Genomic DNA, 26,543 nt, shown 5'->3' on the forward strand with positions numbered 1-26,543 from the left:
CAGGTTATACTCGCGCGCTGTCGTTTTTCGTTTGGTATCAGGAGCTCGCCGTGAAGGTGCTTAACTCGTTGAAGTCCGCCAAGGCGCGGCACCGCGACTGCAAGATCGTGCGTCGTCGCGGCAAGGTGTTCGTGATCTGCAAGAGCAACCCGCGTTTCAAGGCCCGCCAGCGCTGATTCCGGCGCGGCATGTGCCTACAAAAAAGCCGCGCGATTCGCGGTTTTTTTGTGCCCCAAAGCAAAGGCCCCGCGAATGCGGGGCCTTTGCTTTGGGGCCGTGCGCGCGACCGCACACCGGAATACGCGTCCTACGCGTAGCGCACGCCGATGATTTCGTAGTGCTTCACGCCGTTCGGCGCGGTGAACTCGAAGCTGTCGCCTTCGTTCTTGCCGATCAAGGCGCGGGCGATCGGCGAGGACACGGCGATCAGGCCCTGCTTGATGTCGGCTTCGAGGTCGCCCACGATCTGGTAGGTCACTTCGGCGCCGCTGTCCTCGTCCGCCAGATCCACGATGGCGCCGAACACCACCTTGCTGCCCGGGTTGAGGCGCGACACGTCGATCACCTCGGCAGTGGAAAGCAGCGCCTCGAGCTGGCCGATGCGGCCCTCGATGAAGCTCTGCAGCTCGCGCGCGGCGTGATATTCGGCGTTTTCCTTGAGGTCGCCGTGCGCACGCGCCTCGGCGATGGCCGCGATGATGCGCGGCCGGTCTTCCGACTTCAGCTTTTCCAGCTCGGCGCGCAAGCGCTCCGAACCGACCTTGGTGATGGGGGCGCGATTGCTCATGCGCTCAGCTCCTTGTGCAGTTCCTGCAGGCTGTGCACGGCTTCGCTGTCGTGGAAATCCAGCGAATGCACCAGCGCACGCGCGCCTGCGACGGTGGTGGAATAGGTGACGCGCTGCTGCAACGCCTCGCGCCGGATCGAGAACGAGTCGGCGATCGCCTGCTTGCCCTCGGTGGTGTTGACGATATAGACGATCTCGCCGTTCTTGATCAGGTCGACGATGTGCGGACGGCCCTCGGCCACCTTGTTGATGCGCTCGCAGACCACGCCGCGCTCACTGAGGTAGGCCGCCGTACCGGCGGTGGCGACCAAGCTGAAGCCGCGGCGCAGCACCTCCTGCGCCACCGGCAGCAGGCGATCCTTGTCGGCGTCGCGCACCGACACAAACACCTTGCCCCTGGGCGGCGCCTTGATGCCGGCGGCATCGTGGCCGCGAGCGAAGGCTGCGCCGAAGCTGCGGCCCACGCCCATCACTTCGCCGGTGGAACGCATCTCGGGGCCGAGGATGGGATCCACGTTCTGGAACTTCAGGAACGGGAAGATCGCTTCCTTCACCGAGTAGTACGAGGGAATCACTTCCTTCGTGGTGCCCTGCTCCGGCAGCGACCTGCCGGCCATCGCGCGCGCGGCGATCTTGGCCAGCGGCACGCCGGTGGCCTTGGAGACGAACGGCACGGTGCGCGAGGCGCGCGGGTTCACTTCAAGGATGAACACGGTGTCGCCCTGGATCGCGAACTGGGTGTTCATCAGGCCGACGACCTTCAGCTCCTTCGCCATGGCAGCCACTTGCCGGCGCATTTCGTCCTGCACCTCGGCGCCGAGCGAATACGGCGGAAGCGAGCAGGACGAGTCGCCCGAATGCACGCCGGCCTCCTCGATGTGCTCCATGATGCCGCCGATCAGCACGTTGCCGGCCTGGTCGGCGATGATGTCCACGTCCACCTCGACCGCATGGTCGAGGAAGCGATCCAGCAGCACCGGCGAGTCGTTGGACACCTGCACCGCCTCGCGGATGTAGCGCGACAGGTCGGCGTCGTCGTACACCACCTCCATCGCGCGGCCGCCCAGCACGTAGCTCGGGCGCACCACCAGCGGGTAGCCGATCTCGCGTGCCAGCGCCAGCGCCTCGTCGGCGTTGCGCGCGGTACGGTTCGGCGGCTGGCGCAGGCCCAGCTTCACGATCATCTGCTGGAAGCGCTCGCGATCCTCGGCGAGGTCGATGGAATCGGGCGAAGTGCCGATGATAGGCGCGCCGGCCGCTTCCAAGGCGCGCGCCAGCTTCAGCGGGGTCTGGCCGCCGTACTGCACGATCACGCCCTTGGGCTTCTCCAGGTCGACGATCTCCAGCACGTCTTCCAGCGTCAACGGCTCGAAATACAGGCGATCCGAAGTGTCGTAGTCGGTAGAGACGGTTTCCGGGTTGCAGTTGACCATGATGGTTTCATAGCCGTCCTCGCGCAGCGCCAGCGCGGCGTGCACGCAGCAGTAGTCGAACTCGATGCCTTGGCCGATGCGGTTGGGGCCGCCGCCGAGCACGATGATCTTGTCGCGGTTCGTCGGGTTGGCCTCGCACTCTTCCTCGTAGGTCGAGTACATGTAGGCCGTGGTGGTGGCGAACTCGGCGGCGCAGGAGTCCACGCGCTTGTACACCGGGCGCACGCCCAGGGTGCGGCGCAGGTGGCGCACGGCGGCCTCGTCGGAACCGATCAGCTCCGCGATGCGCGCGTCGGCGAAACCCATGCGCTTCAGCTCGCGCATGCGCGGCGCGTCCAGCGCGGCGATGCCCTGCGCCTGTACGTCCTGCTCGGCCAGCACGATGTCCTCGAACGCGGCGAGGAACCAGGGATCGACGCGGCTGAGGCCGTACACCTCGTCCAGCGAGAGGCCAGCGCGGAACGCGTCGGCTAGATGGAACACGCGATCGGGCCGCGGCTCGCGCAGCTCGCGCTTGAGCCTGGCGATGCCGTCGTCCGAGCCGAGATCCAGCCCGGTCGGGTTGAGGCCGGTCTTGCCGATCTCCAGGCCGCGCAGCGCCTTCTGCAGCGATTCGTGGAAGGTGCGACCCATCGCCATCACCTCGCCCACCGACTTCATCTGGGTGGTGAGGCGCGCGTCGGCGGCCGGGAACTTCTCGAACGCAAACCGGGGAATCTTGGTGACCACGTAGTCGATGGTCGGCTCGAACGAAGCCGGCGTGAGGCCGCCGGTGATGTCGTTCCTGAGCTCGTCCAGCGTGTAGCCCACCGCCAGCTTCGCCGCGATCTTGGCGATCGGGAAACCGGTGGCCTTGGAGGCCAGCGCGGACGAGCGCGACACGCGCGGGTTCATCTCGATGACGACGACGCGGCCGTTCTCGGCGTTGATGCCGAACTGCACGTTGGAGCCGCCGGTGTCCACGCCGATCTTGCGCAGCACCGCGATGGAGGCATCGCGCAGGCGCTGGTATTCCTTGTCGGTGAGCGTCTGCGCCGGCGCCACGGTGATCGAGTCGCCGGTGTGCACGCCCATCGGGTCGAGGTTCTCGATGGAGCACACGATGATGCAGTTGTCCGCGGTGTCGCGCACCACCTCCATCTCGAACTCCTTCCAGCCCAGCACCGACTCCTCGACGAGGATCTCGTGCACGGGCGAAAGGTCAAGGCCGCGCTTGGCGATCTCCTCGAACTCTTCCTTGTTGTAGGCGATGCCGCCGCCCGAACCGCCCAGCGTGAAGCTGGGGCGGATGATGGTAGGGAAGCCCACGCGGGTCTGGATGTCCAGCGCCTGCTCGAAGCTCCGGGCGACCTCGGCCTTGGGGCAGTCCAGGCCGATCTCGGCCATCGCCTGCTTGAACAGCTCGCGGTCTTCGGCCATGCGGATCGCGTCGCGCTTGGCGCCGATCAGCTCGACCTCGTACTTGTCCAGCACGCCGTGGTCGGCGAGGTCGAGCGCGCAGTTCAGCGCGGTCTGGCCGCCCATCGTCGGCAGCACCGCGTCCGGGCGCTCCTTGGCGATGATGCGCTCCACCGTCTGCCAGTTGATCGGCTCGATGTAGACGGCGTCGGCCGTCTCCGGGTCGGTCATGATGGTGGCGGGGTTGGAGTTCACCAGGATGACGCGGTAGCCCTCTTCCTTCAGCGCCTTGCAGGCCTGTGCGCCGGAGTAGTCGAACTCGCAGGCCTGGCCGATGACGATCGGGCCGGCGCCGATGATGAGAATGCTCTTGATGTCGGTACGCTTGGCCATCTCAGCGGGCCTCCTGCATCAGCTTGGCGGACATCATCTTTGCAAACCTATCGAAGAGATAACCAATGTCGTGCGGGCCGGGGCTCGCCTCCGGGTGGCCCTGGAAGCAGAACGCCGGGCGGTCGGTGAGCGCGAAGCCCTGCAGCGAACCGTCGAACAGCGAGCTGTGGGTGACGCGCACGTTGGCCGGCAGCGTGGCCGGATCGACCGCGAAGCCGTGGTTCTGCGAAGTGATCAGCACACGGCCGTCGTCGTGATCCTTCACGGGATGGTTGGCGCCGTGGTGGCCGAACTTCATCTTCAGCGTCTTCGCGCCCAGCGCCAGTCCCATGATCTGGTGACCGAGGCAGATGCCGAACAGCGGGATCTTCGCCTCGAGGAAAACCCTAGCGGCGGCGATGGCATAGTCGCAGGCCGCCGGGTCGCCGGGGCCGTTGGAGAGGAACACGCCGTCGGGCTCCATCGCCAGCACGTCGGCCGCCTGCGTCTGCGCGGGCACCACGGTGATGTCGCAGCCCTGCTCCGCCAGCAGGCGCAGGATGTTCTGCTTCACGCCGAAGTCGTAGGCCACCACCTTGAAGCGCTTGCCCCTGGACGGCGTGCATGGCCGATTGAAGGCCGTCTTGTCGAGGTCGTAGACGCCTTCCTGCCACTGGTACGGCGCGGCGACGCTGACCACCTTGGCCAGATCCATGCCATTGAGACCGGGGAAAGCGCGCGCCTTCGCCAGTGCAGCTTCGGCGTCGACGGTTTCGCCGGCCACGATGCAGCCGCCGAGCGCGCCCTTGTCGCGCAGGATGCGGGTGAGCCGGCGCGTGTCGATACCGGCGATGGCCACGATGCCGTGGCGCTCGAGATAGTCCGGCAGGCTTTCGCTGCTGCGCCAATTGCTCGCGCGGCGCGGCACGTCGCGCACGATCAGGCCGGCAGCGTGCACGGCGGTGGACTCGGCGTCCTCGGCGTTGCAGCCGGTGTTGCCGATGTGCGGATACGTGAGGGTGACGAGCTGGCGCGAGTACGAGGGATCGGTGAGGATCTCCTGGTACCCGGTCATGGCGGTATTGAAAACCACCTCGCCGACGGTTTCGCCGGAGGCGCCCACGGCGTGGCCGTGGAACACGCTGCCGTCTTCGAGGGCAAGCAGAGCGGGGATGGACATGGGAACCGCCTTTCGGGTGCAGCAAAGTCCGCAAGCCGCGGGAAGCAGGCTTGTGAACCTTGGAAGGGAGGACGTTCGGGCGGGTGGCAATGATAGGCGTCGGGGCGCTTTCTGTCCACTTCGGATCGTGCATGAAGCGTGGATTTCGTCAGCTTGCGTATCGTCGTGCGACGCTACACTCGCGCGACGTCAACCAAGGGTAACGAAGCACCGCCATGAGCCAGGACGCCCTGCTCGACCCGACCCGCCTCGACCGCCCGGACACCCTGGTGCGGCTTGAGCCGTTCCCCTTCATGGTGGCTCACGGCCAGTTGCCCGAGGAGGCCCGCGGCGACCTGGATCGCGATTTCCCGCGCTACCCCAGTGCCGGCTTCTTCCCGTGGGATCCGGCCGACTGCGGCCCAACCATCAATACGCTAGTCGAACAGCTCACCGCGCCCGGCTTCGCCGACCTGATCGGGGGCAAGCTGGGCATCGAGAACCTCGGCCAGTACCCGACCCTGGTGACGCTGTGCCGCCTGCTCAACAGGCGCCACGGCACCATCCACACCGACAGCAAGTCCAAGGTGGCCACCGCCCTGCTCTACCTCAACCCACGGTGGCCCGACACCAGCGACGGCTGCCTGCGCTTCCTCGCCAGGATCGACGACATCGATGCCCTGGTGGCGCCCGAGCTGCCGCCGCTGTATGGCGAGTTCGCCGTGTTCAAGCGCAGCGACAACTCATTCCACGGCCACTTGCCCTACGAGGGCGAGCGCCGGGTGATCCAGGTGGCCTGGCTCACCAGCGAGGAGGAGAAACTGCGCAAGACCAGGCGCGGCAAGTTCTCCCGCCTGTTCAAGAAGCTGTTCGGCAAGCTGGACACGCGCTACGGCGCCGGCCGCGACCGCAACGCCGCGCATCGCGACTGAGCCGCTCCGTCAGCGGGCGAAATGCCAGGCCACGAAAACGGCGAACACGCCGTACAGCAGGCCCACCGGCAACAGCCGGCGAGCGTCCACGCGGCCGCGGCGGAACAGCCACCACAGGTAGGCGATGGCCGCCGCGGTGAGCACGCCGGACACGATCAGCGGCGTGTCGAACAGCCACGGCGTGGCGAAGATCGCCAGCGCGCTGGGGATGGTGGCCTGGATCATCATGGCGCCGGAGATGTTGGCCAGCGCCAGGCGCTCCTTGCCCTGGCGCACCCAGATCAGCGCATTGAGCGTCTCCGGCAGCTCGGTCGCCACCGGGCTCAGCACCAGCGCCACCAGGTGCGGCGGCAGCGCGAAAGCCGCGCCGATCGCCTCAAGCTGGCCCACGAACACGCGCGAAGCCACCGCGATCACGGTAAGCGCCGCCGTGGCCTGCGCCGCCACCCAGCGCAGTGCGGGCGCGGCATCGCGCGGACGCAGCTTCAGCGGCTCGATCTCCTCCTCTTCCGGCGCCGTGTCGTCGCTGCGCATCTCGCGCCACACGTACAGCGCGTAGGCCAGCAGGAACACCACGCCGAGCGCGGGCTTGAACGCGAAGGCCACCAGGCCCAGGCCGACCTTGAGCGCGAAGATCGCCAGGAACCATGCCTGGTCGCGCGCCAGCCGCCGGTGGTCGACGTGCACCAGGCCGTCCGTGCGCTGCAGGCGCTTGCGGTTGCTCCACAGCGCGATGCCGACCACCGCATAGGCCACCGTGGCCAGCGCCAGCGGCCCGCCCATCGCGGCGCCGACGCCGATGTCGCGCGCCTCGGGCGTCTTGCCGAAGATCACCGCGATGAAGGTGACCGCGCTCTCCGGCAAGGCGGTGCCGAACGCGGCCAGCACGGTGCCGGTGGCGGTGGCGCCCAGATCGAGCTTGCGGCCCAGCCACTCGACGCCGTTGACGAAGTACTCGCAGGCGAGATAGATCGCACCGGCGGAAGCGAGGAACAAGACGAGGGCAAGCAGCATGGAATGCACGGGCCAAGCGCGATGGCGACAAACGGGCGACGCTAGCGGCTGCCGCAGGGCATGGCAAGTTTTTGCGGGTTCGTGCGGCCGCGCTCAGCCCGGCGTGGCGAGTACGTCTTCCAGCCGCCAATGCCCGGCGGCACGGCCGACCAGCCAGTGCGCCGCCTGCAGCGCGCCACGGGCGAAGATCGCGCGGTCGATGGCGCGGTGCCCCAGTTCCAGCCGTTCGCCCGCCCCGATCAGCAGCGCCTGGTGCTCGCCCACGATGTCGCCGCCGCGCACGACGGCGAAGCCGATGCTGCCGGGAACGCGCTCGCCCGTGCGACCTTCGCGGCTGTACACGGCGGAGGCGTCCAGCGTGGTGTCGCGCGCGGCGGCGGCAACCTGCCCCAGCGCCAGCGCGGTGCCCGAGGGCGCGTCCTGCTTGCGGCCGTGGTGGGCCTCGACGATTTCCAGATCCCACTCCGGCAGCGCGGCGGCGGCCTCGCGCAACAGGCGCGTCAGCAGCGCCACGCCGAGGCTGAAGTTCGCCGCGCGCAGCAGCGCGATGCGCTCGCCGGCGGCCTCCAGCCGCGCCTGCAGGGCAGCGTCGAGGCCGGTGGTGCCGGTGACCAGCGGGATGCCGCGTGCAAGGCAATGATCCAGCGCGGCGGCCAGGCCGGCCGTGCCGCTGAAGTCGATCACCGCGTCGAGCGCGGGCGCGCGCGACCAGTCGTGCGCATGGCGCAGGGCCTGTCCCAGCCAGACCGGCTCGCCGTCGTGCGGCGAGCCTGGCGACACCACCGCATGCGCCAACTCGAAGCGGCCGTCCTCGCGCAGCAGCGAAAGCAGCGCCCGCCCCATGCGGCCGGAGGCGCCGTTGATGGCGAGGCGGATCGGCGAACTGGTCATGGCGGACATCCCGGCGAGCGCGGCAAATGGACGTCCAAAGTTAGCAGCTTACGAAGTCACCTTCGACCAGAACTGCTTCACGCCGTCGAACCAGCTCTGCGCGCGCGGCATGTGCTCCGCGGCCTTGCCTTCGTTGAAGCTGGCCTCGAGCTGTTCCAGCAGCTCGCGCTGCTGCCGGGTGAGGCGCACCGGGGTTTCCACCACCACGCGGCAGATCAGGTCGCCGGTACGGCCGTTGCGCACCGATTTCACGCCACGGCCGCGCAGGCGGAAGCTCTGGCCGGTCTGGGTTTCCGGCGGAATGGTGATCGGCACCTCGCCTTCCAGCGTGGGCACCGGCAATTCGGCGCCCAAGGCAGCCTGCGAGAAACGGATCGGCACCTCGCAGTAGAGGTCGTTGCCCTCGCGCTGGAAAATCCTGTGCTCGCGCACGCGCACTTCCACGTACAGGTCGCCTGCCGGCGTGCCGGACGGGCCGGCCTCGCCCTGGCCGGTGAGGCGGATGCGGTCGCCGTTGTCCACGCCGGCGGGGATCTTCACCGACAGCGCGCGGGTTTCCTCCAGCCGGCCTTCGCCGTGGCACTGCTTGCAGGGCTTCTCGATGGCCTGGCCGCTGCCGCCGCAATGCGGGCAGGCCTGCTGGATCGAAAAGATGCCGTTCTGCATGCGCACGCGGCCATGGCCGTGGCAGGTCTTGCATTGCGTGGTCTTGCCGTCGGCCGAACCGCTACCGTTGCAATGGTGGCAGTTGACCTGGGACGGGATCTCGATCTTGCGTTCGACGCCGAACACGGCCTCTTCCAGGTCGAGTTCCATGATGTAGCGCAGGTCGGCGCCGCGGCGCGGCTGGCGACCGCGGCCTCCGCCGAAGATGTCGCCGAAGATGTCGCCGAAGATATCGCCCATGTCGCCGAAGCCGGCGCCGCCGCGGCCACCCATTCCGCCCTCGAAGGCGGCGTGGCCGTACTGGTCGTACAGGGCGCGCTTCTGCGCGTCGGAGAGCACTTCGTAGGCCTCCTTGGCCTCCTTGAACCTCTCCTGCGCCGCGGGATCGTCGGGGTTGCGATCCGGGTGGTACTTCATCGCCAGGCGGCGGAAGGACTTCTTCAGCTCGACCTCGGTGACCGTGCGTTCGACACTGAGGACTTCGTAGTAATCACGCTTGCTCATTGCTTGATCCGCGATTCGATGCGCCGATCAGGAACGAACCAGATCGCTGCCACCGTGGCATAGAGAACACAGGACACCCACGGCGCCACGAACGCCAGCAGGATGCCCGACAGATACATGGCGACGGCCAGCTTGCCTTTCCAGTCGCCGCCGACCGCCTGCGCCAGCAGCGAGGTCTTGCCGCCGTTGGCGCAGATCAGGCTGTATTGCAGCGGCAGCCAGGCGATGGCGCACATCAGCAGCACGAAACCGTAGACCGCCACCGGCAGCCGGGCGAACTCGTTCTCGCCCATCCAGCCCGTGGCCACCGGCATCAGCGACAGCCAGAACAGCAGGTGCAGGTTGGCCCACAGCACGCTGCCGTCCACCTTCTTCGCCGTATGCAGGAAGTGGTGATGGTTGTTCCAGTAGATGCCCACGTAGACGAAGCTCAGCACGTAGCTGAGGAACACCGGCCACTGTGCGGCGAGCACCTCCCAGCCCGCGCCATGCGGCACCTTCAGCTCCAGCACCATGATGGTGATGATGATGGCCATCACGCCATCGCTGAAGGCTTCCAGACGCCCCTTTTCCATCGCTTCCCCCAGAAAAGCTTGTGCGCTCGTCCATGAGCGCGAAACTCAAACGGGCGGCCATCCCTGGCCGCACTTTTCAACAACGAGCGTTGCTTTCGCGGCGCTCGTTTTGAGCCAGGGCGCGATTACTTCTTGTCGTCCTTCACCTCGGTGAACTCGGCGTCCACCACGTCGTCGGGCTGGGCCGAGCCGCCCGGGCCCGGCTGCGCACCGGCATCGGCGGGGCCGCCCTGGGCCGCGGCGTACAGCGCCTGCGCGGCCTGCTCCAGCTTGGTGATCTTGGACTCGATCAGCGCCTTGTCGTCGCCGTCCTTGACCTTCTCCAGTTCCGACAGCGCCTCCTCGATGCTGCCGATCTGTGCGCCGACCTTGCCGCCGTGCTCCTTCAGCGCGCTGCGGGTGGCGTGCACCAACTGGTCGGCCTTGTTGCGGGTGCCGACAAGCTCGTGGAACTTCTTGTCCTCTTCCTTGTTGGCCTCGGCGTCGGCCACCATGCGGGCGATCTCCTCCTCGGAGAGGCCCGAGCCGGCCTTGATCTCGATCTTCTGCTCCTTGCCGGTCTTCTTGTCCTTGGCCGACACGTGCAGGATGCCGTTGGCGTCGATGTCGAAGGTCACCTCGATCTGCGGCATGCCGCGCGGCGCCGGCTCGATGCCCTGCAGGTCGAACTTGCCCAGCGACTTGTTGGCGTTGGCGCGCTCGCGCTCGCCCTGCAGCACGTGCACGGTCACCGCGGTCTGGTTGTCGTCGGCGGTGGAGAACGTCTGCGCCGCCTTGGTCGGCACCGTGGTGTTCTTCTCGATCAGTTTGGTCATCACGCCGCCCATGGTCTCGATGCCCAGCGACAGCGGAGTCACGTCGAGCAGCAGCACGTCCTTCACCGAGCCGCCCAACACGCCGCCCTGGATCGCCGCGCCCACGGCCACGGCCTCGTCCGGGTTGACGTCCTTGCGCGGCTCCTTGCCGAAGAAGTCCTTCACCGACTCCTGCACCTTGGGCATGCGGGTCTGGCCGCCGACCAGGATCACCTCGTCGATGTCGGACACGCGCAGGCCGGCGTCGTTGAGCGCGGTGCGGCAGGGCTCGATGGTGCGCTTGACCAGGTCTTCCACCAGCGCCTCCAGCTTGGCGCGGGTGAGCTTGATGTTGAGGTGCTTGGGACCCGAGGCGTCGGCCGTCACGTACGGCAGGTTCACCTCGGTCTGGTGCGAGGAGGACAGCTCGATCTTGGCGCGCTCGGCGGCGTCCTTCAGGCGCTGCAGGGCCAGCGGATCCTTGCGCAGGTCGATGCCCTGATCCTTCTGGAATTCCTCGACGAGGTAGTCGATGACGCGCATGTCGAAGTCCTCGCCACCGAGGAAGGTGTCGCCGTTGGTGGCCAGCACTTCGAACTGCTTCTCGCCGTCGACCTCGGCGATCTCGATGATCGAGACGTCGAAGGTGCCGCCGCCCAGGTCGTACACCGCGATCTTGCGGTCGCCGCCCTTCTTGTCGAGCCCATAAGCCAATGCGGCCGCGGTGGGCTCGTTGATGATGCGCTTCACTTCCAGGCCGGCGATGCGGCCGGCATCCTTGGTGGCCTGGCGCTGGCTGTCGTTGAAGTAGGCGGGCACCGTGATCACAGCTTCGGTGACCGGCTCGCCGAGATAGTCCTCGGCGGTCTTCTTCATCTTCATCAGCACCTTCGCGGAGACTTCCGGCGGCGCCATCTTCTTGCCGTCGGCGGTCGCCACCCAGGCGTCGCCGTTGTCGTTGGCGACAATGCTGTACGGCACGATGTGGATGTCCTTCTGCACCTCGGCGTCGGTGAACTTGCGGCCGATCAGGCGCTTCACCGCATAGAAGGTGTTCTTGGGATTGGTCACGCCCTGGCGCTTGGCCGGCGCGCCGACCAGCACTTCGCCGTCCTTGCTGAAAGCGACGATGGAGGGCGTGGTGCGATCGCCTTCCGCGTTCTCGATGACCTTGGTGGTGCTGCCGTCCATCACGGACACGCAGGAATTGGTGGTGCCCAGGTCGATGCCGATGATCTTGCCCATGTGTTAGCTCCCGAATCTCGTAAGCGGCGCCACGGCCGCGCAATGGTTTTCCAGATGGGGTTCGCGTGCGGCGAATCAATGCCGACGGAACTCCGGATGCGTCGCGCCCGATGGCGCGCGGTTCAGTCTTTCGCCACGGCCACCAGCGCGGGGCGCAGCAGGCGGTCGTTCAGCACGTAGCCCTTCTGCAGCACGCTGACCACGGTGCCTGCCGCCGCGCCGGGCGCCTCGACCATGCTCACCGCGTGGTGGCGCTCCGGGTCGAGCGGCTGGCCCAGCGGATCGACCTGCGCCAGGCCGTGGTTCTCGCCCATCTTGAGCAGCGACTTCAGGGTGAGGCCCAGGCCCTCGCGCATCGCCGCCACGTCGGCGGTTTCCACCGCCAAGCCGCTTTCCAGCCCGTCGAACACGGGCAGCAACTCGTTCAGCAGCTTCTCGTTGGCGAAACGGCGGGCCTGCTCCAGGTCGCGGTGCAGGCGGCGGCGCTGGTTTTCCAGCTCGGCCTTCTCGCGCAACACGGTTTCGCGCAGTTCGGTGTTGCTGGCTTCCAGCTCGGCCACGCGGGCCTTGAGCGCTTCCAGGTCGGCGTGGAGCGCCTCGCTGGCGGCGTCGGCACCGTGTGCCGGGTGCGGATCGTTGTTCTGCATGAGTGGCTCCAAACCTTGTCCGTGGCCAGCATGTGGCCGAGCGATAAAACTTGCGGGCAATCCCCGCCTCCCTTATGAGGCCGCCGCGACGCGATTCAAGGCGTCGCTGAGCAGGCCGGCGGTGGCCTGCACCACCGGGATCACCCGCTCGTAGGCCATGCGGGTGGGACCGATCACGCCCACCGCGCCCAGCACGCGCCCCTGCGCACCGTAGCTGGCGGTGACCACGCTGCAGCCGTCCAGCGCGGCAAACCCCGATTCCTCGCCGATGAACAGCCGCACGCCGGGCGCCCGCGCGCAGGACTCCATCAACTGCAGCAAGCCGTTCTTCTGCTGGAACGCCTCGAACAACTCGCGCAGGCGCTGCAGGTCGGCCAGTTCGGCGCAGGCCATCAGGTTGGTCTGGCCGCTGACCAGCACGTCGTCGCCGTCGGCCTGCGGCGCGAACGAGGCCGTGGCCAGCTCGGTGGCGTTCGCCACCAGCCGGTTCAGCTCGCTGCCCGCGGCACGCAGCTCGGCCAGCAGGTGGGCGCGGATGTCGTCCACGCGCAGGCCGACGAAATGGGCGTTGATGTAGTTGGCCGCCTGCTCCAGCTCGCGGCCTTCCAGCGGCTTGGCCAGCTGCACCACGCGGTTCTGCACCTGATTGTCGGAGAACACCAGGATCACCAGCACCCGCGCATCCGGCAGCGGCACGAAGTCGATGTGGCGCAGCGGGAAGTCCGCCTGCCGCGGCACCGTCACCACGCCGGCGAAACGGGTCATCGCCGACAGCAGGGCCGAGGCGTTGCCCAGCAGGTCGCGCGTGGTGGCCTGCCCCGGCGGCAGCTCGCGCTGCAGGCGGGCCATTTCCTCGTGCGGCAGCGGCTGCAGCTCGATCAGGCTGTCCACGAACAGGCGCAGGCCGCGCGGCGTGGGAATGCGCCCGGCCGAGGTATGCGGCGAGGCGACCAGGCCGGCCTCTTCCAGGTCGGCCATGATGTTGCGGATCGTCGCCGGGCTCACGTCCAGCCCCGACGAGCGCGACAGCGTGCGCGAACCCACCGGCTCGCCGTCGACCAGATACTGCGCGATCAGGCTGCGCAGCAGGCGCCGCGTGCGTGCATCGAGTTCATGGGCGTGGTGACGGGACATGCGCTGTAGCAATCGGTGAGACGACCAAGAGATAGGGTCTGCGCGCCCGCCATGCAAGCGCCGCGGCATTGTAGCGGCAGGCATGGGGCCTGCGCGGCGAAGACGTTCGAGGCGAATGCGACCCGGACGACTTCCGCCGCGCGGGCTCCTACTACAATCGCCCGATCCACACACGGACTGCCGCCAGCCCGCCATGCTCATCTCGCTCCATGTCCGCCAATTCGCCGTCGTCGAACAGGCCGAAGTCGATTTCGGCGCCGGGCTCACCGTAGTCAGCGGCGAAACCGGCGCCGGCAAGTCGCTGCTGGTGGACGCCCTGCTGCTGCTCGCCGGCGCCCGCGCCGACAGCGGCATGGTGCGTGCGGGCAGCGACCGCGCCGAACTGTCCGCCGAATTCGACCTCGCCGCCCTGCCCGAGGCCCGCGCCTGGCTGGCACGCGAGGAACTGGACGACGGCACGGCCTGCCAGCTGCGCCGCGTGATCCGCGCCGAGGGCAGCTCGCGCGCCTGGATCAACGGCCGCCCCGCCAGCGTCGGCCAGCTTTCCGAGCTCGCCACCCTGCTGGTGGAAATCCACGGCCAGCACGAGCACCAGGCCCTGCTCTCCCGCGCGCACCAGCTCGCCCTGCTCGACGCCTACGCCGGCCACGAACCGTTGGCCACCCAGGTGCGCGAGCTGGCCACGCAATGGCTCGAGCTGGGCGCACGCATACGTCGCCTCAGCGGCGGCGAGGATCGCGAGCAACGGCTGGCGCTGCTGCGCCACGAACTCGCCGAGCTGGAGCAATGGACGCTGCCGCCCGCCGAGCTGGCGGAACTCGAAGCCAGCCACAAGCGCCTGGCCAATGCCGGCCGGCTCGCCGAGGGCGCCGCCGGCGTGGTCGAGCTGCTGGACGGCGACGGCGAGTTCGCGCTGCGCCGCGCGCTGGGCCGCGCCCATGCCGAACTCGGCAAACTGGCCATGCTGGACGAGGCGCTGAATCCCGCGCTGGAACTGCTGGACAACGCCGCGATCCAGTTGGGCGAAGCCGCCGACACGCTGGGCCGCTACGCGCAGGACGTCGATCTCGACCCCGAGCGTTTCGCCGAAGTGGACGCCCACCTCGCCCGCCTACACGAACTCGGCCGGCGCCACCGCCTGCCCGTCGCCGAACTGCACGACAAGGCCGCGGCGCTGCGCGACGAACTGGCCGAACTGGAAGGCGCCGGCGAAGCGCTGGAGCAGCTCGCCGCCCAGCGCGAACGCACCCGCGCCGACTATGAGCAGGCCGCCGACAGGCTGGGCAAGTCGCGCCGCAAGGCCGCCGACACGCTGGGCAAGGAAGTCGGCGCGCTGATGGCCGAGCTGGGCATGGCCGGCGGCGTGCTCACGGTCGAGCTGGAACCCGTCGACGGCGAAGAACCCGACCCGCAGGGTCGCGAACGCTGCGAGCTGCTGGTCAGCGCCAACCCCGGCCAACCACCGCGCGCCCTGCGCAAGGTGGCCTCCGGCGGCGAGCTGGCGCGCATCAGCCTCGCCATCGAAGTCGCCACGCTGGGCAACGACAGCGTGGGCACCATGGTGTTCGACGAAGTGGACAGCGGCATCGGCGGCGCGGTGGCCGAAGTGGTGGGCCAGAAGCTGCGCGCACTGGGCGGCCAGCGCCAGGTGCTGTGCGTGACCCACCTGCCGCAGGTGGCCGCACAGGGCCACGCGCACCTGTACGTGAGCAAGCACAGCGAAGGCGGCCACACCCGCACGCAGATCCAGCCGCTGGACGCCGAGGGCCGGCGCGACGAGCTGGCGCGCATGCTGGGCGGCGTGGAGATCACCCGCGAGACACGCGCCCACGCGAAGCAGATGCTGGAGCGCGCGCAGGCCTAGCTGGCGGCCGGCAGCAATCCGCGCTCGCTGGCCATGCGGTAAAGCTCCAGTTCCGAGCCCGCATTGAGCTTGCCCATCACGCTGGCGCGGTGGATGTAGACGGTCTTCTGGCCGATGCCCAGTTCCGCCGCCACCTGCTTGGGCGTCCTGCCGCAGGCCAGCAGCAGGAACACCTCGTTCTCGCGGGCGGTGAGGCGGTTCAAGGGGTCGAGCACGGATTCCGGCTGTTCGGCGCGGCGCTGGCGCAGGTCGGAACTCAGGAACTGGTCGCCCTGCATCACCGCGCGCAGGCCGGCCACCAGTTCCTCCGGCGCCACGCCCTTGGTCACATAGCCGCTTGCGCCGCGGCGCAAGGCTTCGGAAACGTAGGGCTCGCCGTCGTGCATGCTCAGCACCACGATGCGCGTATCCGGCGCCACGCTGCGCAGGTGCTCGATCAGCGGCAGGCCGCTGCCGTCAGGCAGGGAGAGATCCAGCGCCACCAGGTCGGGGCGATGCTGCGCCACCGCCTCCACGGCATCGTCCGCGCTGCGGCACTCGCTCACCACCTTGAAATCGGGCTCCAACCCGATCAGCCGCTTGAAGCCTTCGCGCACGATGGCGTGGTCGTCGACCAGGACAATGCTGTACATGGGTCTACTCTAGGAGCTTGAGTTGCAGAAAGCATCCGGGCTTCGCGGCCCGGATGTTCCCGCCGCCCTTGCCACTGCGGCGCGGATCGGCCATGTACCATCGAGGGATGCGCAGCAAGCTCCCCCGTCCCCTGCAATCCGGCCCGTTGCTGGGCGCGGCCTACCTGCTGTTGTGGCTGTTGCTGCAACCCACCACGCAGCCGTACTGGACGCTGCCCTACGGCCTGCGCTTCGGTGCGCTGCTGCTGTTGCCGATGCGCTGCTGGGGCTGGCTGATCGGGGCCGAACTGGCCGCTTCTGCCGGCATGGGCCTGCACGATGGCCTGCCGACGGGCTGGCATGGCTATTTCCTGGGCGAGCTGCCCGAGCTGCTGGCGACCGTGGCGAGCGTATGGCTGTTGCGCCGGCTCAATCCGCATGCCGGCGCGAACCTGCACAACCCGCAGGACACGGCGCGCCTGCTGCTGGCCGCCATGCTCGCCGTGCTCGCCACCGCGGCGGTGAACGTGGGTCTGCTCACGGCGATCCACAGCGCCGCGGCCGAAGGCACGCTGATCCGCCTGCTGGGCAACGAGCTGCTGGGCGACTATCTCGGCGTGCTGCTGGTGCTGCCGGTGATGGTGCTGCTGTTGCGCGCGCCGCCGGATCGGCAGGCCGCGAACAGCCTGCTGCTGGACGGCCTGCTGGTGATGCTGCCGGCCATGGCCATCCTGCTGCTGTCCGAACGCGCCACGGCGCAGCCCCAATTCACCCGCGCGCTATCGCTGGCGCCGGTGCTGTTCTTCGCGTTCCGCCACGGCTGGCGCGGCGCGGCGCTGGCGATGACCGTCTCCAGCCTGGGCATGACCCTGTTCGACCAGCGGCTGGGCCACGTGCCGTCGGGCACAGGCTACCTGTTCCTGGCCGTGGCCGGCAGCGGTGCGCTGATGCTGGGCTCGGCCACCGATGCCCTGCGCCGAAGCAAGCTGCGCGTGGCCGAACAGAACACCCATCTCGCCGCGGTCAACCGGCGGCTGGATCAGCTGGCGCGGCAACTGCGCGCCGCCGCCCGCGGCAACCTGCAGGCCGAGGAAAACCAGCGCCGGCACATGGCTGCCGAGCTGCACGACGAACTGGGCCAGAACATCACCGCGATCCAGACCCACGTGAAGCTGGCCCAAGCCCGCCTGCAACAGGCAGGCATGGAGGACATCGGCACCTCGATCAACGGCATCCTCGCCCACATGCGCCGCGCCCTGCACCGCCTGCTGGACGACCTGCGCCCCGCCGTGCTGGACGAATTCGGCCTGCTGCGCGCGCTGGACGAAGGCCCGATCCGCGACCTGCTGAAAGCCGCAGGCATCCACTACCGCACCGAACTGCATGGCGACCCGCGCCTGCTCGACGACGACACCCGCACCACGATCTACCGGCTGGCGCAGGAAAGCGCCACCAATGCCGTGAAGCACGCCAAGGCCAGCGAATTCCGCCTGCGCCTGCGCATCGGCGAGCGGCACGGCGTGGTGCTGGCCCTGCTCGACCTGCGCGACAACGGCATCGGCCTGCCGCCCGAGCGACCATCGCGCGGCGGCCGCGGCCTGCAGGGCATGCGCGACCGCGTGACCTCGCTGGGTGGCCTGTTCCGGCTGCGGCCATCCCCATGCGGCGTGCATCTGCGCGTCTTGTTGCGAAGCAACAACGACTTACCCGTCACACTTCGGGCTGTCTAGGAAATTTTCCGATATCCAGGGCGTGAAAGCTTCGTTAGGATCGCTCCATCGATGTGGGGGAGCCGCCATCGTGAGATGGCGTACCGGAGTCCTCGTGGGGACGGTGACTCCGGAAAGATGGCAGGACGCCATCTGGTCGTTACCTTGGAACCGCCGGGCGAGCAATTCGCCACGTCGGACTCCAGACAGGTACGAGGCAATCGCGAGGTGGACAGGAGTCCTTCCTCGCGATTTTTTTATGCGCCAAACCTTTTCCGGCCGCCCTTCCGGCCGCCGCCGGCGCGATCCCGGTTCGTCTCGTGCGGCCTGCGCCCGAAGCGTGTGCTCCGCGCTTTAGAGCCTGTTCACGATCTCCCCATGACCCGCGTTGCCTTGCCGTGGCCGTCAGGTGGTAGTGCGTGGCGCAGTGCTTGCCTGGCTGGCAAGCCAAGCCGCGCGCTGCCGCATGGCGGCCACGGCAAGGCAACCCGAAGGGCCGGGCCTGTTTGCCCCCATCCCTGCGTCATCACTCAGTCGTGGACGGACGTCCACTCCTTCGTTCTTCCTTGATCTGCGTGCAAACAGCTCCCGGCGCGGGCCATGGGGAGATCGTGAACAGGCTCTAAGCCGCCACCTGACTCACCCCTTGCGCGAGCCGCCGCGATGCTTGGGACGCACGTACAGCACCAGGCTGTGATCCTCGATCACGTAACCGTGGCGCGCGGCGATCTCCTGCTGCAGGCGTTCGATCTCATCGCTGACGAACTCGATCACCTTTCCGCTGTCCACATCGATCATGTGATCGTGATGCTTGCCACGGTCGAGTTCGTAGACGGCCTGGCCGCCTTCGAAATTGTGCTTGACGACGATGCCCGCCGCCTCGAACTGGGTGAGCACGCGGTACACCGTCGCCAGGCCGATGTCTTCCTGGTGGGCGAGCAGCTTCTTGTAGACGTCCTCGGCGGTGAGGTGGTTGCCCTCCTCCTCGTCGAAGATCTGCAGGATGCGCATGCGCGGATGGGTCACCTTGAGGCCGACCCGCCGTAGTTCCTGGGTTTCCTGTTCCATCGCAGCTACCTCACGCCGGCGCGGTGATGCCGAACCGGTAGTGTATCATCCGACACCTTCACGATCTGGACGCAACCACGCATGCACAAGCTGATCACCCTGCCGGTCGTCGCCGCGTTGGCGCTCGCCGTCTCCGGCTGCCACCTGGTCTACACGCAGGACGTGCGGCAGGGCAATTTGCTCGACAAGACCATCGACAAGAAGGCGGTGGATCAGCTCAAGCCCGGACTGACCAAGCGCCAGGTGCTGCTGCTGGTGGGCACGCCTTCGGTGGCCACGCCGTTCGACCAGAGCCGTTGGGACTACACATCCACCTATTCGCACCGCGGCGGCCCGATGCAGGTCAGCACCATGACCCTGTACTTCGACAACGACATCCTGGCGCGCGTCGAAGGCAGCCCCTACCTTGAAAGCAATAAGAACCTGCTCAAGGAGAGCAAGAAGCTCAACGTCAACTACTCGGTCGACGACGCAAAGGGCGACAAGGACACCAGCGGCAAGGACAGCAAGGATTCCGGTGGTTTCGGCGGCGGCGGCAGCGACAACGGCAACAGCGGCGACAGCCAGGGCGGCCACTGAGTTTCTACGGTACCGCGAATCAGCCCTGGTCGGCCCGGCGCCGGCGCGCGGCCATCGGATCCAGCGCCAGCGGCCGGTAGATCTCCACCCGGTCGCCGTCGCGCAGCACGTGGCCGGCATCGACGCGGCGCGAGAAGATGCCCAGCCGCAACGGATTCACCACTTCCAACGGCAGCGACGGCAACAACCCGGCGGCCTCCACCGCCTGCATCGCAGTGCTTCCGGGCGGCAGCGGGACACGGCAACGCCAGATGCGCCGTTCGCCGGCATGCACCACCTCCACCATGATCGCCGGCTCAGCCATGCAGTTGATCCGCCGCGCGGCAGAAATCGTCCACCATGCGGTTGGCCAGGCTCTGGAAACCCAGCTTGAGCACGCTGCCGCCGATCCCCGCGTAATCGAAATCCAGCGTCAAGGCCACCTTGCAGCCGTCGTCGCCCAGCGCGGTGAAGCCCCAGTGGCCATCCAGCGAGCGGAACGGGCCTTCGACCAGGCGGATGTCGATGCGGTGCGGCCGCTCGGCGGTGTTGCGCGTGGTGAAGCTGTGCCGCAAGCCGGCGAAATGCAGGTCGAGGCGCGCCACCAGCACGTTGCCGTCGCGCTCGATCACGGCGGACGACGAGCACCACGGGAAGCGCTTTGGGTATGCTTCCACGCCATCGACCAGATCGAACATCTGTTCCGGCGAATGGCGCACCAGCGCGCTGCGGCGTATCTCGATCACGGCGTTCCTTGGTTTGTGCATGCGGCATTTGTGCATTCGTCCATGAATGCGAAAATCAAACGGGCGCCCATCCCTGAACGCACTCGGTGTTTTATGCATTCGTCCTTGAATGCGAAGATCAAACGGGCATCCATCCATGGATGCACTTTCAATAAAAGCGCTGCTCCAACCGGGCGCGCGGGCAGTGTGGCCGCCCAGAGGCCCGAAGTTTAGCGGACATGGCCAAGAGCAAGGACAAGGACACCACCAAGGGCACCGGCACCATCGCGCTCAACAAGCGCGCGCGCTTCGAGTACCACATCGACCAGCGCTACGAGGCCGGCGTCGCGCTGCAGGGCTGGGAGCTGAAGGCGCTGCGCGCGGGGCGGATCAATTTCGGCGACGGCTACGCGATCGTGATCAAGGGCGAGATCTTCCTGGTCGGCGCCTCGATCCCTCCGCTGATCAGCGCCTCCACCCACGTCATCGCCGAAGACCGGCGCACACGCAAGCTGCTGCTGCACCGCAAGGAAATCGACCAACTGATCGGCGCAGTGGAACGCAAGGGCTACACCCTGGTGCCCACCGCGATGTACTGGAAGAACGGCAAGGTCAAGGTGGAAGTGGGCCTGGCGCGCGGCAAGCAGGAGCACGACAAGCGCGACACCGAAAAGCAGCGCGACTGGCAGATCGAGAAGCAGCGCACCATGCGCTCGCACAACCGGGCCTCCTGAGCCGGTTCCGGGTTCCGGAAAAATCCGCGTGCGCCGTGTCGATCCGGCGCATCGTCGTTCGTCGTACCTGTGGAAAGCGGCACCACACAACCCACTGGAGACAGCCGATGCGCTGCATAGTCATCGTGAAAGCGACCCGCGACACCGAGGCCGGCGTGATGCCGAGCACCGAACGGCTGGCCACCATGGGCCAATTCAACGAGGAACTGGTGAAGGCCGGCGTGATGCTGGCCGGCGAAGGCCTGCACCCCAGTTCGCGCGGCGCGCGCGTGCGCTTCGACGGCGCGCAGCGCAGCGTGATCGACGGCCCGTTCGCCGAAACCAAGGAACTGATCGCCGGTTTCTGGCTGTGGCAGGTGAAGTCCATGGCCGAGGCTATCGAATGGCTGAAGCGCGCCCCGTTCGACAGCGGCGCCGAAGTGGAGATCCGCCCGGTGTTCGAGGCCGAGGACTTCGGCGACAAGTTCACGGACGCCCTGCGCGAACAGGAAGCGAGCCTGCGCACGCAGATCGGCACCCGCCAGTAAACCCTAGCCAGCGAGGAGTACCGCCATGCAATTCGTCGCCTACCTCAATTTCGATGGCAACGCCGAAGCCGCCTTCGATTTCTACGCCGGCTGCTTCGGTGGCAAGATCACCGTGCGTGCTCGCTACGGCGACGCGCCGCCCGAGATGCCCATGCCGCCGGAAATGCGCGACAAGATGATGCACGTGCGGCTGGAAGTGGGCGACCAGGTGCTGATGGCCTCGGATGCGATGGCGCCGCAATGCCCCTACACGCCGATCAAGGGTTGCTCGGTGTCGATCCAGCTCGACTCGCCGGAACAGGCCGAGCGCATCTTCCATGCGCTGGCCGAAGGAGGCACGGTGCAGATGCCCATCCAGCAGACGTTCTGGGCCGCGCGCTTCGGTTCGCTGGTGGATCGCTACGGCGTGCCGTGGATGATCAACTGCCCGCCCGCCGTATGACGCCTTGCCGCCGTGGGGCGATGATGATCTGATCGGTCGTCATGACGGCGACCGACACCCATCGCAGCATCGAAGCCATCTGGCGCATCGAATCGGCGCGCATCATCGCCGGGCTCGCGCGCATGCTGCGCGACGTGGGCCTGGCCGAAGAGCTGGCGCAGGACGCGCTGGTGACCGCGCTGGAGCAGTGGCCACAGAACGGCGTGCCGGACAACCCCGCCGCGTGGCTGACGACCACGGCGAAACGCCGCGCCATCGACCGCCTGCGCCGCCACCAGCTGATGGAGCGCAAGCATGCGGAAATCGCGCGCGAACTGGAGGCCGAACAGGCCGATGCCATGCCCCACACCGACGCCACGCTTGACGACGACATCGGCGACGACCTGTTGCGGCTGATCTTCACCGCCTGCCATCCCGCGCTGCCCGCCGAATCGCGCGTGGCGCTCACCCTGCGCATGCTCGGCGGCCTCAGTACTGTCGAGATCGCCCGCGCCTTCCTGCAGCCTGAGCCCACCATCGCCCAGCGCATCGTGCGCGCCAAGCGCACGCTGGCCGAGAAGCAGGTGCCGTTCGAGGTGCCGCATGGCGAGGAATTGGCCGAGCGTCTCGACGCCGTGCTCGGCGTGATCTACCTGGTCTTCAACGAAGGCTACACCGCCACCGCGGGCGACGACTGGATGCGCCCAGCGCTGTGCGAGGAAGCCCTGCGGCTGGGTCGCATCCTGGCCGGACTGATGCCGCGGCAGGCATCGGTGTTCGGCCTGCTCGCGCTGATGGAACTGCAGGCTTCGCGCACGCATGCGCGCAGCGAAGCGGACGGCACGCCCATCCGGCTGCTGGAGCAGAACCGTGCGCGCTGGGATCGGCTGCTGATCCAGCGCGGCCTCACCGCGCTGGATCGCGCGCAGCGGCTGGGCGGCAGCGAAGAGCCTTACACCCTGCAGGCCGCCATCGCCGCCTGCCACGCCCGCGCCAACACGGCGGAACAGACCGACTGGAGCGGCATCGCCGCGCTGTACGCCACGCTGGCCGCCATCACGCCATCCCCGGTGGTGGAACTCAACCGCGCGGTGGCCGTGGCAATGGCCGACGGGCCTGCGGCAGGCCTCGCGCTCGCCGATGCGCTGCGCGACGAACCGGTCATGGCGAACTATCACCTGCTGCCCGCCATGCGCGGCGACCTGCTGGAGAAACTCCAGCGCCACGACGAAGCCCGCGCGGAGTTCGAACGCGCAGCCGCGTTGACCCGCAACACGCGCGAACACGAGCTGCTGCAAGCGCGCGCAGCCGCCTGCGCGCGGCACATGGCTGCCGGCTGACGCCGCACGAATTCGAGTCCCCTCTTGGCACCCGCGATCAGGCCAAAAAAAACCGCGCCATGGGCGCGGTTCGATACGACAGTTGCTGCTTGATGTTCATTGGTGCCCAAGAGGGGACTCGAACCCCTACGCCTTTCAGCGCTACCACCTCAAGGTAGTGCGTCTACCAATTCCGCCACCTGGGCAGGTGTCTTGCTTATTGATGCTTTTGCGGAGCCGGCGCAGCCGGGACTTCGCCTTGTTGCTTGCTCGCGGCCGGAGCCGTGGGCGCCGTCGCGTTCGTGGCGGCGGGCACTTCCGGGTTGACCGGAGTGGTGGATGCCGGGGCCTGCTTGGCTGGCGCCGGCTGCTTGCTCATGCCGGCCATCACGCCAAGATCGGCGCCACTGCTCTGCGCGTTGCCGTGGCTGTGCAGGTACACGCCCATGCCGAGGCTGAGCGTGAAGAACAGCGCAGCCAGCACGGCCGTGGCGCGGGTCAGGAAGTTGGCCGAACCGCGCGCACCGAACACCGTGGCCGAAGCGCCGCCGCCGAAGCCGGAGCCGGCACTGGCGCCTTCGCCATTCTGCAACAGGATCAGCACGGTCATGGCCGCGCCGATCAGGATGTAAAACACGCTGAAAATGACAAACATTGCGATCGAACCCGTGGCGACTAGCGCGCCGCTGCGCAGATTCCAAGGAAGTCGGAAGCGGTCAACGAGGCTCCACCGATCAGCCCCCCATCCACATCCGACTGCGCGAACAACTCGGCGGCATTGGCCGCCTTGACGCTGCCGCCGTAAAGCAGCCGAGTCAGACGGGCAATCATAGCATCTTCCTTTTGAAGTTGGCTACGGATGAACGCATGGACTTGCTGCGCCTGTTCCGGCGTCGCGGTGCGGCCGGTGCCGATGGCCCACACCGGCTCATAAGCGATCACCGCGGTATCGAATGCGGCGATGCCAGACGCTTCCAGCACGGCCCGCAACTGGCGCGAAACGACGGCTTCGGTTTCGCCGGCTTCGCGCTGCGCCAGCGTCTCGCCCACGCAAAGGATGGGCGTGAGGCCGCCAGCACGCGCGGCGGCGAACTTGCGCGCCACCAGCGCATCGCTTTCGCCGTGGTACTGGCGACGTTCGGAGTGCCCCACCAGCACCCACTGTGCACCGCAATCGGCGAGCATCGCGGCGGAGACCTCGCCGGTATACGCGCCCTGCCCTTCGTGCTCGCTGAGATCCTGCGCGCCCACGCCGATGCCTGCTTCGCCACAGGCAGCAGCCACTTCGCCCAGATAGGGGAACGGCGGGCAGAGCACCACGTCGATGCCGCCGGTGTCGGCGACGGCGATCCCGCCGCACAGGGCGGTGGCCATCGAACGGCTGCCGTGCATCTTCCAGTTGGCGGCGACGAGCTTCTTGCGCATGTCCGGGGCAGTTCCGTTTGAATAAACCCGAGATTTTACAGGTTGATAGAGGACTGGTATTGCTGCGGCGCAACGGCCAAGATGCGACGACCTCTTTCAGGAGAAGCGCATGACGTCAGCCCGCCCGCTCAGCCTCGTCACCGGCGCATCCGCCGGCATCGGCGCCGCCTTCGCCCGCGCGCTCGCCGCGCGAGGTCACGACCTCGTGCTCACCGCGCGGCGCGTCGACCGGCTCGAAGCGCTGGCCGCGGAACTGCATCAGCGGCATGGTGGCACGATAACCGTGCTGGCGGCCGACCTGGCCGACCCCGCTGCGCCTCGCATGCTGTGCGATGAACTCGCGCGGCGCGGGCTCGCGGTGGACTGGCTGATCAACAACGCCGGCTACGGTGTGCCCGGCACGTTCGCGGCGAACGATTGGCGTACGCACGCCGACTTCCTGCAGGTGTTGCTGACCGCGCCGCTGGAGCTCGCGTGGCGTCTGCTGCCCGGCATGCGCGAGCGCGGCCATGGCCGCATCGTCAACGTGGCTTCGCTGGCCGGGCACGTGCCGGGCACGGCGGGGCACACGCTGTATGCGCCGGACAAGGCCTTCCTCGTCAAGTTCTCGCAGGGCCTGGCGCTGGAAAACCGCGAGCGCGGCGTGCATGTCTGCGCGCTGTGCCCCGGCTTCACGTATTCGGAATTCCACGACGTCACCGGCACGCGCGCGCTGATGAACAAGATGCCGGGCTTCATGTGGCAGAGCGCCGACGAGGTGGTGGCCGAGGGCATCGCCGCGGTGGAGCGCGGCGATGCGGTGCATGTCACCGGCCGCGTGAACCGCTTCATCAAGGGCGTGTTCAAGCTGATGCCGGACAAGCTGGCGCTGCGCCTTTCGGCACGGCAGGCCCGGCGCTATCGCCAGTCCGGTGAAGAAGCCGCATGAGCCTGTTCCCTGCCCAGATGCGCCCCTTGCCCTACCGCAAGCCCACCCCAGGCCGCGACTATTGGGTACTGGACGACGCCCTGCCCGATCCGCTGGCGGTGCGCGAGCGCTGCCTTGCCGGAACCGACTGGGAATACGGCTTTCCGACCACGGGCGAAGCCTGGCCCGGCATGCGCGCGATGCCCGCGCTGTCGGAATCCGAATTGGCGATCGTCGAAGCCAAGGTACGCGACGCCACCGGCGCGAAGAGGCTCTGGGTGGAAAGCACCAAGGCCGGGCAGAAGCTCAATCACAACTGCGTGCAGGTGGTGGGCGCGGTCGAGGGCGCGGTGAAGCCGCACACCGACTCCCTGCACCTGTGCCGCTACGCCGCCGTGCTTTATCTCAATCCGCTGGTACCGGAAAACTGCGGCACCAGCTTCTTCCGCCAGCGCATGCCCGGCGGCCAACTGGGCGGCAACATCGTGCAACCGCCGCACCGCAACCTGGTCGACGCGCTGGGCAGCCGGTTCGTGCGGCCCGACGCCTTCGCCGAGGACGTGCACGTCGCGCACCGCTTCAACCGCCTGCTGCTGTACAAGGCCAACATCATCCACAGCGCCAGCGCCTACTGGGGACTGGAGGACGCCGCCAGCAAGCGCATGACGGCGGTGTTCTTCTGGATGGCTTGAGGGGCCGAAACAAAGGGCCTCAGCTTGCACCGAGGTGACGGAGGTTTTTCGAGGTTCCCGGTAGCGACAACCTCTCCGGCTCGTCATTCCGGCGCAGGCCCACTGCTGTCCGGAATAATCTGGGGACGGTGTCGAAGGATGAAGGCCCGCGCGCTTGCACGAAGCATTGCGAGAAGGCGACTTCATTTCCGATAACGACCACCTATCCAGACTGTCATCCCGGCGAAGGCCGGGATCCAGTAGCGACCATGTTCGCTCAGGCCGCACGGCCACTGGATTCCGGCCTGCGCCGGAATGACGAGAAAGACCCCGGCCACGAATGTTCAAAATTATTCCGGACAGTAGTGGGCCTGCGCCGGAATGACGAGCAAAAGCGCGGCCTCGATGCCCTCCACACGCGATAGCGCTCGCTTTGTCCTGCTTGCGCGGGAA

General features: G+C 67.7%; 27 protein-coding genes and 1 tRNA gene. 11 read left to right on the forward strand and 17 right to left on the reverse strand.

The genetic code is table 11. The features are described from left to right. The first annotated feature begins 50 nt into the window (after positions 1-50). Positions 51-176 (forward strand): type B 50S ribosomal protein L36, encoded by a 126-nt coding sequence (gene ykgO, locus ACZ5Z2_RS09245; protein ID WP_007080705.1) that lies wholly within the window; start codon positions 51-53, stop codon positions 174-176. 131 nt (positions 177-307) lie between these two features. On the opposite strand, the gene greA is transcribed toward ykgO, so the two are convergent. Genes greA through carA form a run of 3 tightly spaced genes read right to left on the reverse strand, consistent with a single transcriptional unit; the run spans position 308 to position 5,170 of the window. Beyond that, positions 308-787 carry a transcription elongation factor GreA gene (greA, locus tag ACZ5Z2_RS09250; protein WP_464758281.1) on the reverse strand — a complete coding sequence of 160 codons (480 nt, stop codon included), beginning with the start codon at positions 785-787 and terminating at the stop codon, positions 308-310. Then, positions 784-4,011: a carbamoyl-phosphate synthase large subunit gene (gene carB, locus ACZ5Z2_RS09255; RefSeq protein ID WP_464758282.1), complete on the reverse strand. Its 3,228-nt coding sequence runs from the start codon at positions 4,009-4,011 to the stop codon at positions 784-786. Before carB ends, greA begins: the two co-directional genes overlap by 4 nt. 1 nt (position 4,012) lies before the next feature. After that, positions 4,013-5,170: a glutamine-hydrolyzing carbamoyl-phosphate synthase small subunit gene (carA, locus tag ACZ5Z2_RS09260; protein ID WP_464758283.1), complete on the reverse strand. Its 1,158-nt coding sequence runs from the start codon at positions 5,168-5,170 to the stop codon at positions 4,013-4,015. 215 nt (positions 5,171-5,385) lie between these two features. On the opposite strand from carA, the gene ACZ5Z2_RS09265 reads away from it, so the two are divergent. Continuing rightward, a complete protein-coding gene (locus ACZ5Z2_RS09265) occupies positions 5,386-6,081 on the forward strand; it encodes a 2OG-Fe(II) oxygenase (protein WP_464758284.1) in 696 nt (231 codons plus the stop codon). A gap of 9 nt (positions 6,082-6,090) precedes the next feature. Here ACZ5Z2_RS09265 and ACZ5Z2_RS09270 read toward each other — a convergent pair whose 3' ends face one another. The 7 genes from ACZ5Z2_RS09270 to hrcA all read right to left on the reverse strand — a co-directional run bounded on the left by ACZ5Z2_RS09270 (position 6,091) and on the right by hrcA (position 13,551). Further along, the gene (locus ACZ5Z2_RS09270; protein ID WP_464758285.1) at positions 6,091-7,095 is read right to left on the reverse strand and encodes a sodium:calcium antiporter; all 1,005 of its coding nucleotides are present in this window, start codon (positions 7,093-7,095) and stop codon (positions 6,091-6,093) included. Between the two features lie 93 nt (positions 7,096-7,188). Continuing rightward, the gene (dapB, locus tag ACZ5Z2_RS09275; RefSeq protein ID WP_464758286.1) at positions 7,189-7,986 is read right to left on the reverse strand and encodes a 4-hydroxy-tetrahydrodipicolinate reductase; all 798 of its coding nucleotides are present in this window, start codon (positions 7,984-7,986) and stop codon (positions 7,189-7,191) included. 48 nt (positions 7,987-8,034) lie between these two features. Further along, complete coding sequence (dnaJ, locus tag ACZ5Z2_RS09280) at positions 8,035-9,156, reverse strand: molecular chaperone DnaJ (protein WP_464758287.1); 1,122 nt, start codon at positions 9,154-9,156, stop codon at positions 8,035-8,037. Next, positions 9,153-9,731, reverse strand: coding sequence for a TMEM175 family protein (locus ACZ5Z2_RS09285; protein ID WP_464758288.1), 579 nt, complete (start codon positions 9,729-9,731; stop codon positions 9,153-9,155). The genes dnaJ and ACZ5Z2_RS09285 overlap by 4 nt, the downstream gene beginning before the upstream one ends. Before the next feature lie 125 nt (positions 9,732-9,856). Beyond that, positions 9,857-11,770: a molecular chaperone DnaK gene (gene dnaK / locus ACZ5Z2_RS09290; RefSeq protein ID WP_464758289.1), complete on the reverse strand. Its 1,914-nt coding sequence runs from the start codon at positions 11,768-11,770 to the stop codon at positions 9,857-9,859. Between the two features lie 122 nt (positions 11,771-11,892). After that, positions 11,893-12,417 (reverse strand): nucleotide exchange factor GrpE, encoded by a 525-nt coding sequence (gene grpE, locus ACZ5Z2_RS09295; protein ID WP_464758290.1) that lies wholly within the window; start codon positions 12,415-12,417, stop codon positions 11,893-11,895. 72 nt (positions 12,418-12,489) lie between these two features. Then, a complete protein-coding gene (hrcA, locus tag ACZ5Z2_RS09300) occupies positions 12,490-13,551 on the reverse strand; it encodes a heat-inducible transcriptional repressor HrcA (RefSeq protein ID WP_464758291.1) in 1,062 nt (353 codons plus the stop codon). Between the two features lie 193 nt (positions 13,552-13,744). Here hrcA and recN point away from each other — a divergent pair, with 193 nt between their 5' ends. Beyond that, on the forward strand, positions 13,745-15,415 hold the full coding sequence (gene recN, locus ACZ5Z2_RS09305) for a DNA repair protein RecN (RefSeq protein ID WP_464758292.1): 1,671 nt from the start codon (positions 13,745-13,747) through the stop codon (positions 15,413-15,415). Here the strand turns inward: recN and ACZ5Z2_RS09310 are convergent. Continuing rightward, on the reverse strand, positions 15,412-16,047 hold the full coding sequence (locus tag ACZ5Z2_RS09310) for a response regulator transcription factor (protein WP_464758293.1): 636 nt from the start codon (positions 16,045-16,047) through the stop codon (positions 15,412-15,414). The two genes, recN and ACZ5Z2_RS09310, sit on opposite strands and share 4 nt — an antisense overlap. 107 nt (positions 16,048-16,154) lie before the next feature. Between ACZ5Z2_RS09310 and ACZ5Z2_RS09315 the strand changes: the two genes are divergently transcribed. Beyond that, on the forward strand, positions 16,155-17,756 hold the full coding sequence (locus ACZ5Z2_RS09315) for an MASE1 domain-containing sensor histidine kinase (protein WP_464758295.1): 1,602 nt from the start codon (positions 16,155-16,157) through the stop codon (positions 17,754-17,756). Between the two features lie 618 nt (positions 17,757-18,374). Here ACZ5Z2_RS09315 and fur read toward each other — a convergent pair. After that, positions 18,375-18,803, reverse strand: coding sequence for a ferric iron uptake transcriptional regulator (fur, locus tag ACZ5Z2_RS09320; RefSeq protein ID WP_464758296.1), 429 nt, complete (start codon positions 18,801-18,803; stop codon positions 18,375-18,377). Positions 18,804-18,884: 81 nt separating this feature from the next. On the opposite strand from fur, the gene ACZ5Z2_RS09325 reads away from it, so the two are divergent. Continuing rightward, positions 18,885-19,382, forward strand: coding sequence for an outer membrane protein assembly factor BamE (locus ACZ5Z2_RS09325; protein WP_464758298.1), 498 nt, complete (start codon positions 18,885-18,887; stop codon positions 19,380-19,382). A 19-nt stretch (positions 19,383-19,401) separates the two neighbouring features. Here the strand turns inward: ACZ5Z2_RS09325 and ACZ5Z2_RS09330 are convergent, their stop codons facing one another. Both ACZ5Z2_RS09330 and ACZ5Z2_RS09335 read right to left on the reverse strand, forming a co-directional pair. Further along, complete coding sequence (locus tag ACZ5Z2_RS09330; RefSeq protein ID WP_464758299.1) at positions 19,402-19,686, reverse strand: RnfH family protein; 285 nt, start codon at positions 19,684-19,686, stop codon at positions 19,402-19,404. Further along, the gene (locus ACZ5Z2_RS09335) at positions 19,679-20,107 is read right to left on the reverse strand and encodes a type II toxin-antitoxin system RatA family toxin (RefSeq protein ID WP_464758300.1); all 429 of its coding nucleotides are present in this window, start codon (positions 20,105-20,107) and stop codon (positions 19,679-19,681) included. Before ACZ5Z2_RS09335 ends, ACZ5Z2_RS09330 begins: the two co-directional genes overlap by 8 nt. Positions 20,108-20,325: 218 nt before the next feature. Here ACZ5Z2_RS09335 and smpB point away from each other — a divergent pair, with 218 nt between their 5' ends. From smpB to ACZ5Z2_RS09355, 4 genes are all read left to right on the forward strand, one after another. Then, positions 20,326-20,820, forward strand: a complete 495-nt coding sequence (gene smpB / locus ACZ5Z2_RS09340) for an SsrA-binding protein SmpB (RefSeq protein ID WP_192165691.1) — start codon at positions 20,326-20,328, stop codon at positions 20,818-20,820. A gap of 107 nt (positions 20,821-20,927) precedes the next feature. Beyond that, positions 20,928-21,347: a YciI family protein gene (locus tag ACZ5Z2_RS09345; protein WP_464758301.1), complete on the forward strand. Its 420-nt coding sequence runs from the start codon at positions 20,928-20,930 to the stop codon at positions 21,345-21,347. Positions 21,348-21,372: 25 nt separating this feature from the next. Then, complete coding sequence (locus ACZ5Z2_RS09350) at positions 21,373-21,789, forward strand: VOC family protein (protein ID WP_464758302.1); 417 nt, start codon at positions 21,373-21,375, stop codon at positions 21,787-21,789. Positions 21,790-21,830: 41 nt separating this feature from the next. Next, on the forward strand, positions 21,831-23,108 hold the full coding sequence (locus ACZ5Z2_RS09355; RefSeq protein ID WP_464758303.1) for an RNA polymerase sigma factor: 1,278 nt from the start codon (positions 21,831-21,833) through the stop codon (positions 23,106-23,108). A gap of 100 nt (positions 23,109-23,208) precedes the next feature. Here ACZ5Z2_RS09355 and ACZ5Z2_RS09360 read toward each other — a convergent pair. From ACZ5Z2_RS09360 to tpiA, 3 genes are all read right to left on the reverse strand, one after another. Continuing rightward, a tRNA-Leu gene (locus ACZ5Z2_RS09360) sits at positions 23,209-23,293 on the reverse strand. Positions 23,294-23,304: 11 nt separating this feature from the next. After that, positions 23,305-23,742: a preprotein translocase subunit SecG gene (secG, locus tag ACZ5Z2_RS09365; protein WP_464758305.1), complete on the reverse strand. Its 438-nt coding sequence runs from the start codon at positions 23,740-23,742 to the stop codon at positions 23,305-23,307. 20 nt (positions 23,743-23,762) lie between these two features. Next, positions 23,763-24,512: a triose-phosphate isomerase gene (gene tpiA / locus ACZ5Z2_RS09370; protein WP_464758306.1), complete on the reverse strand. Its 750-nt coding sequence runs from the start codon at positions 24,510-24,512 to the stop codon at positions 23,763-23,765. A gap of 109 nt (positions 24,513-24,621) precedes the next feature. Between tpiA and ACZ5Z2_RS09375 the strand changes: the two genes are divergently transcribed. Both ACZ5Z2_RS09375 and ACZ5Z2_RS09380 read left to right on the forward strand, forming a co-directional pair. Further along, on the forward strand, positions 24,622-25,440 hold the full coding sequence (locus tag ACZ5Z2_RS09375) for an SDR family NAD(P)-dependent oxidoreductase (RefSeq protein ID WP_464758308.1): 819 nt from the start codon (positions 24,622-24,624) through the stop codon (positions 25,438-25,440). Further along, complete coding sequence (locus tag ACZ5Z2_RS09380; protein ID WP_464758309.1) at positions 25,437-26,111, forward strand: DUF6445 family protein; 675 nt, start codon at positions 25,437-25,439, stop codon at positions 26,109-26,111. The genes ACZ5Z2_RS09375 and ACZ5Z2_RS09380 overlap by 4 nt, the downstream gene beginning before the upstream one ends. Positions 26,112-26,543: the final 432 nt, after the last annotated feature.

The sequence above is a fragment of the Rhodanobacter sp. G1 genome (assembly GCF_055397855.1).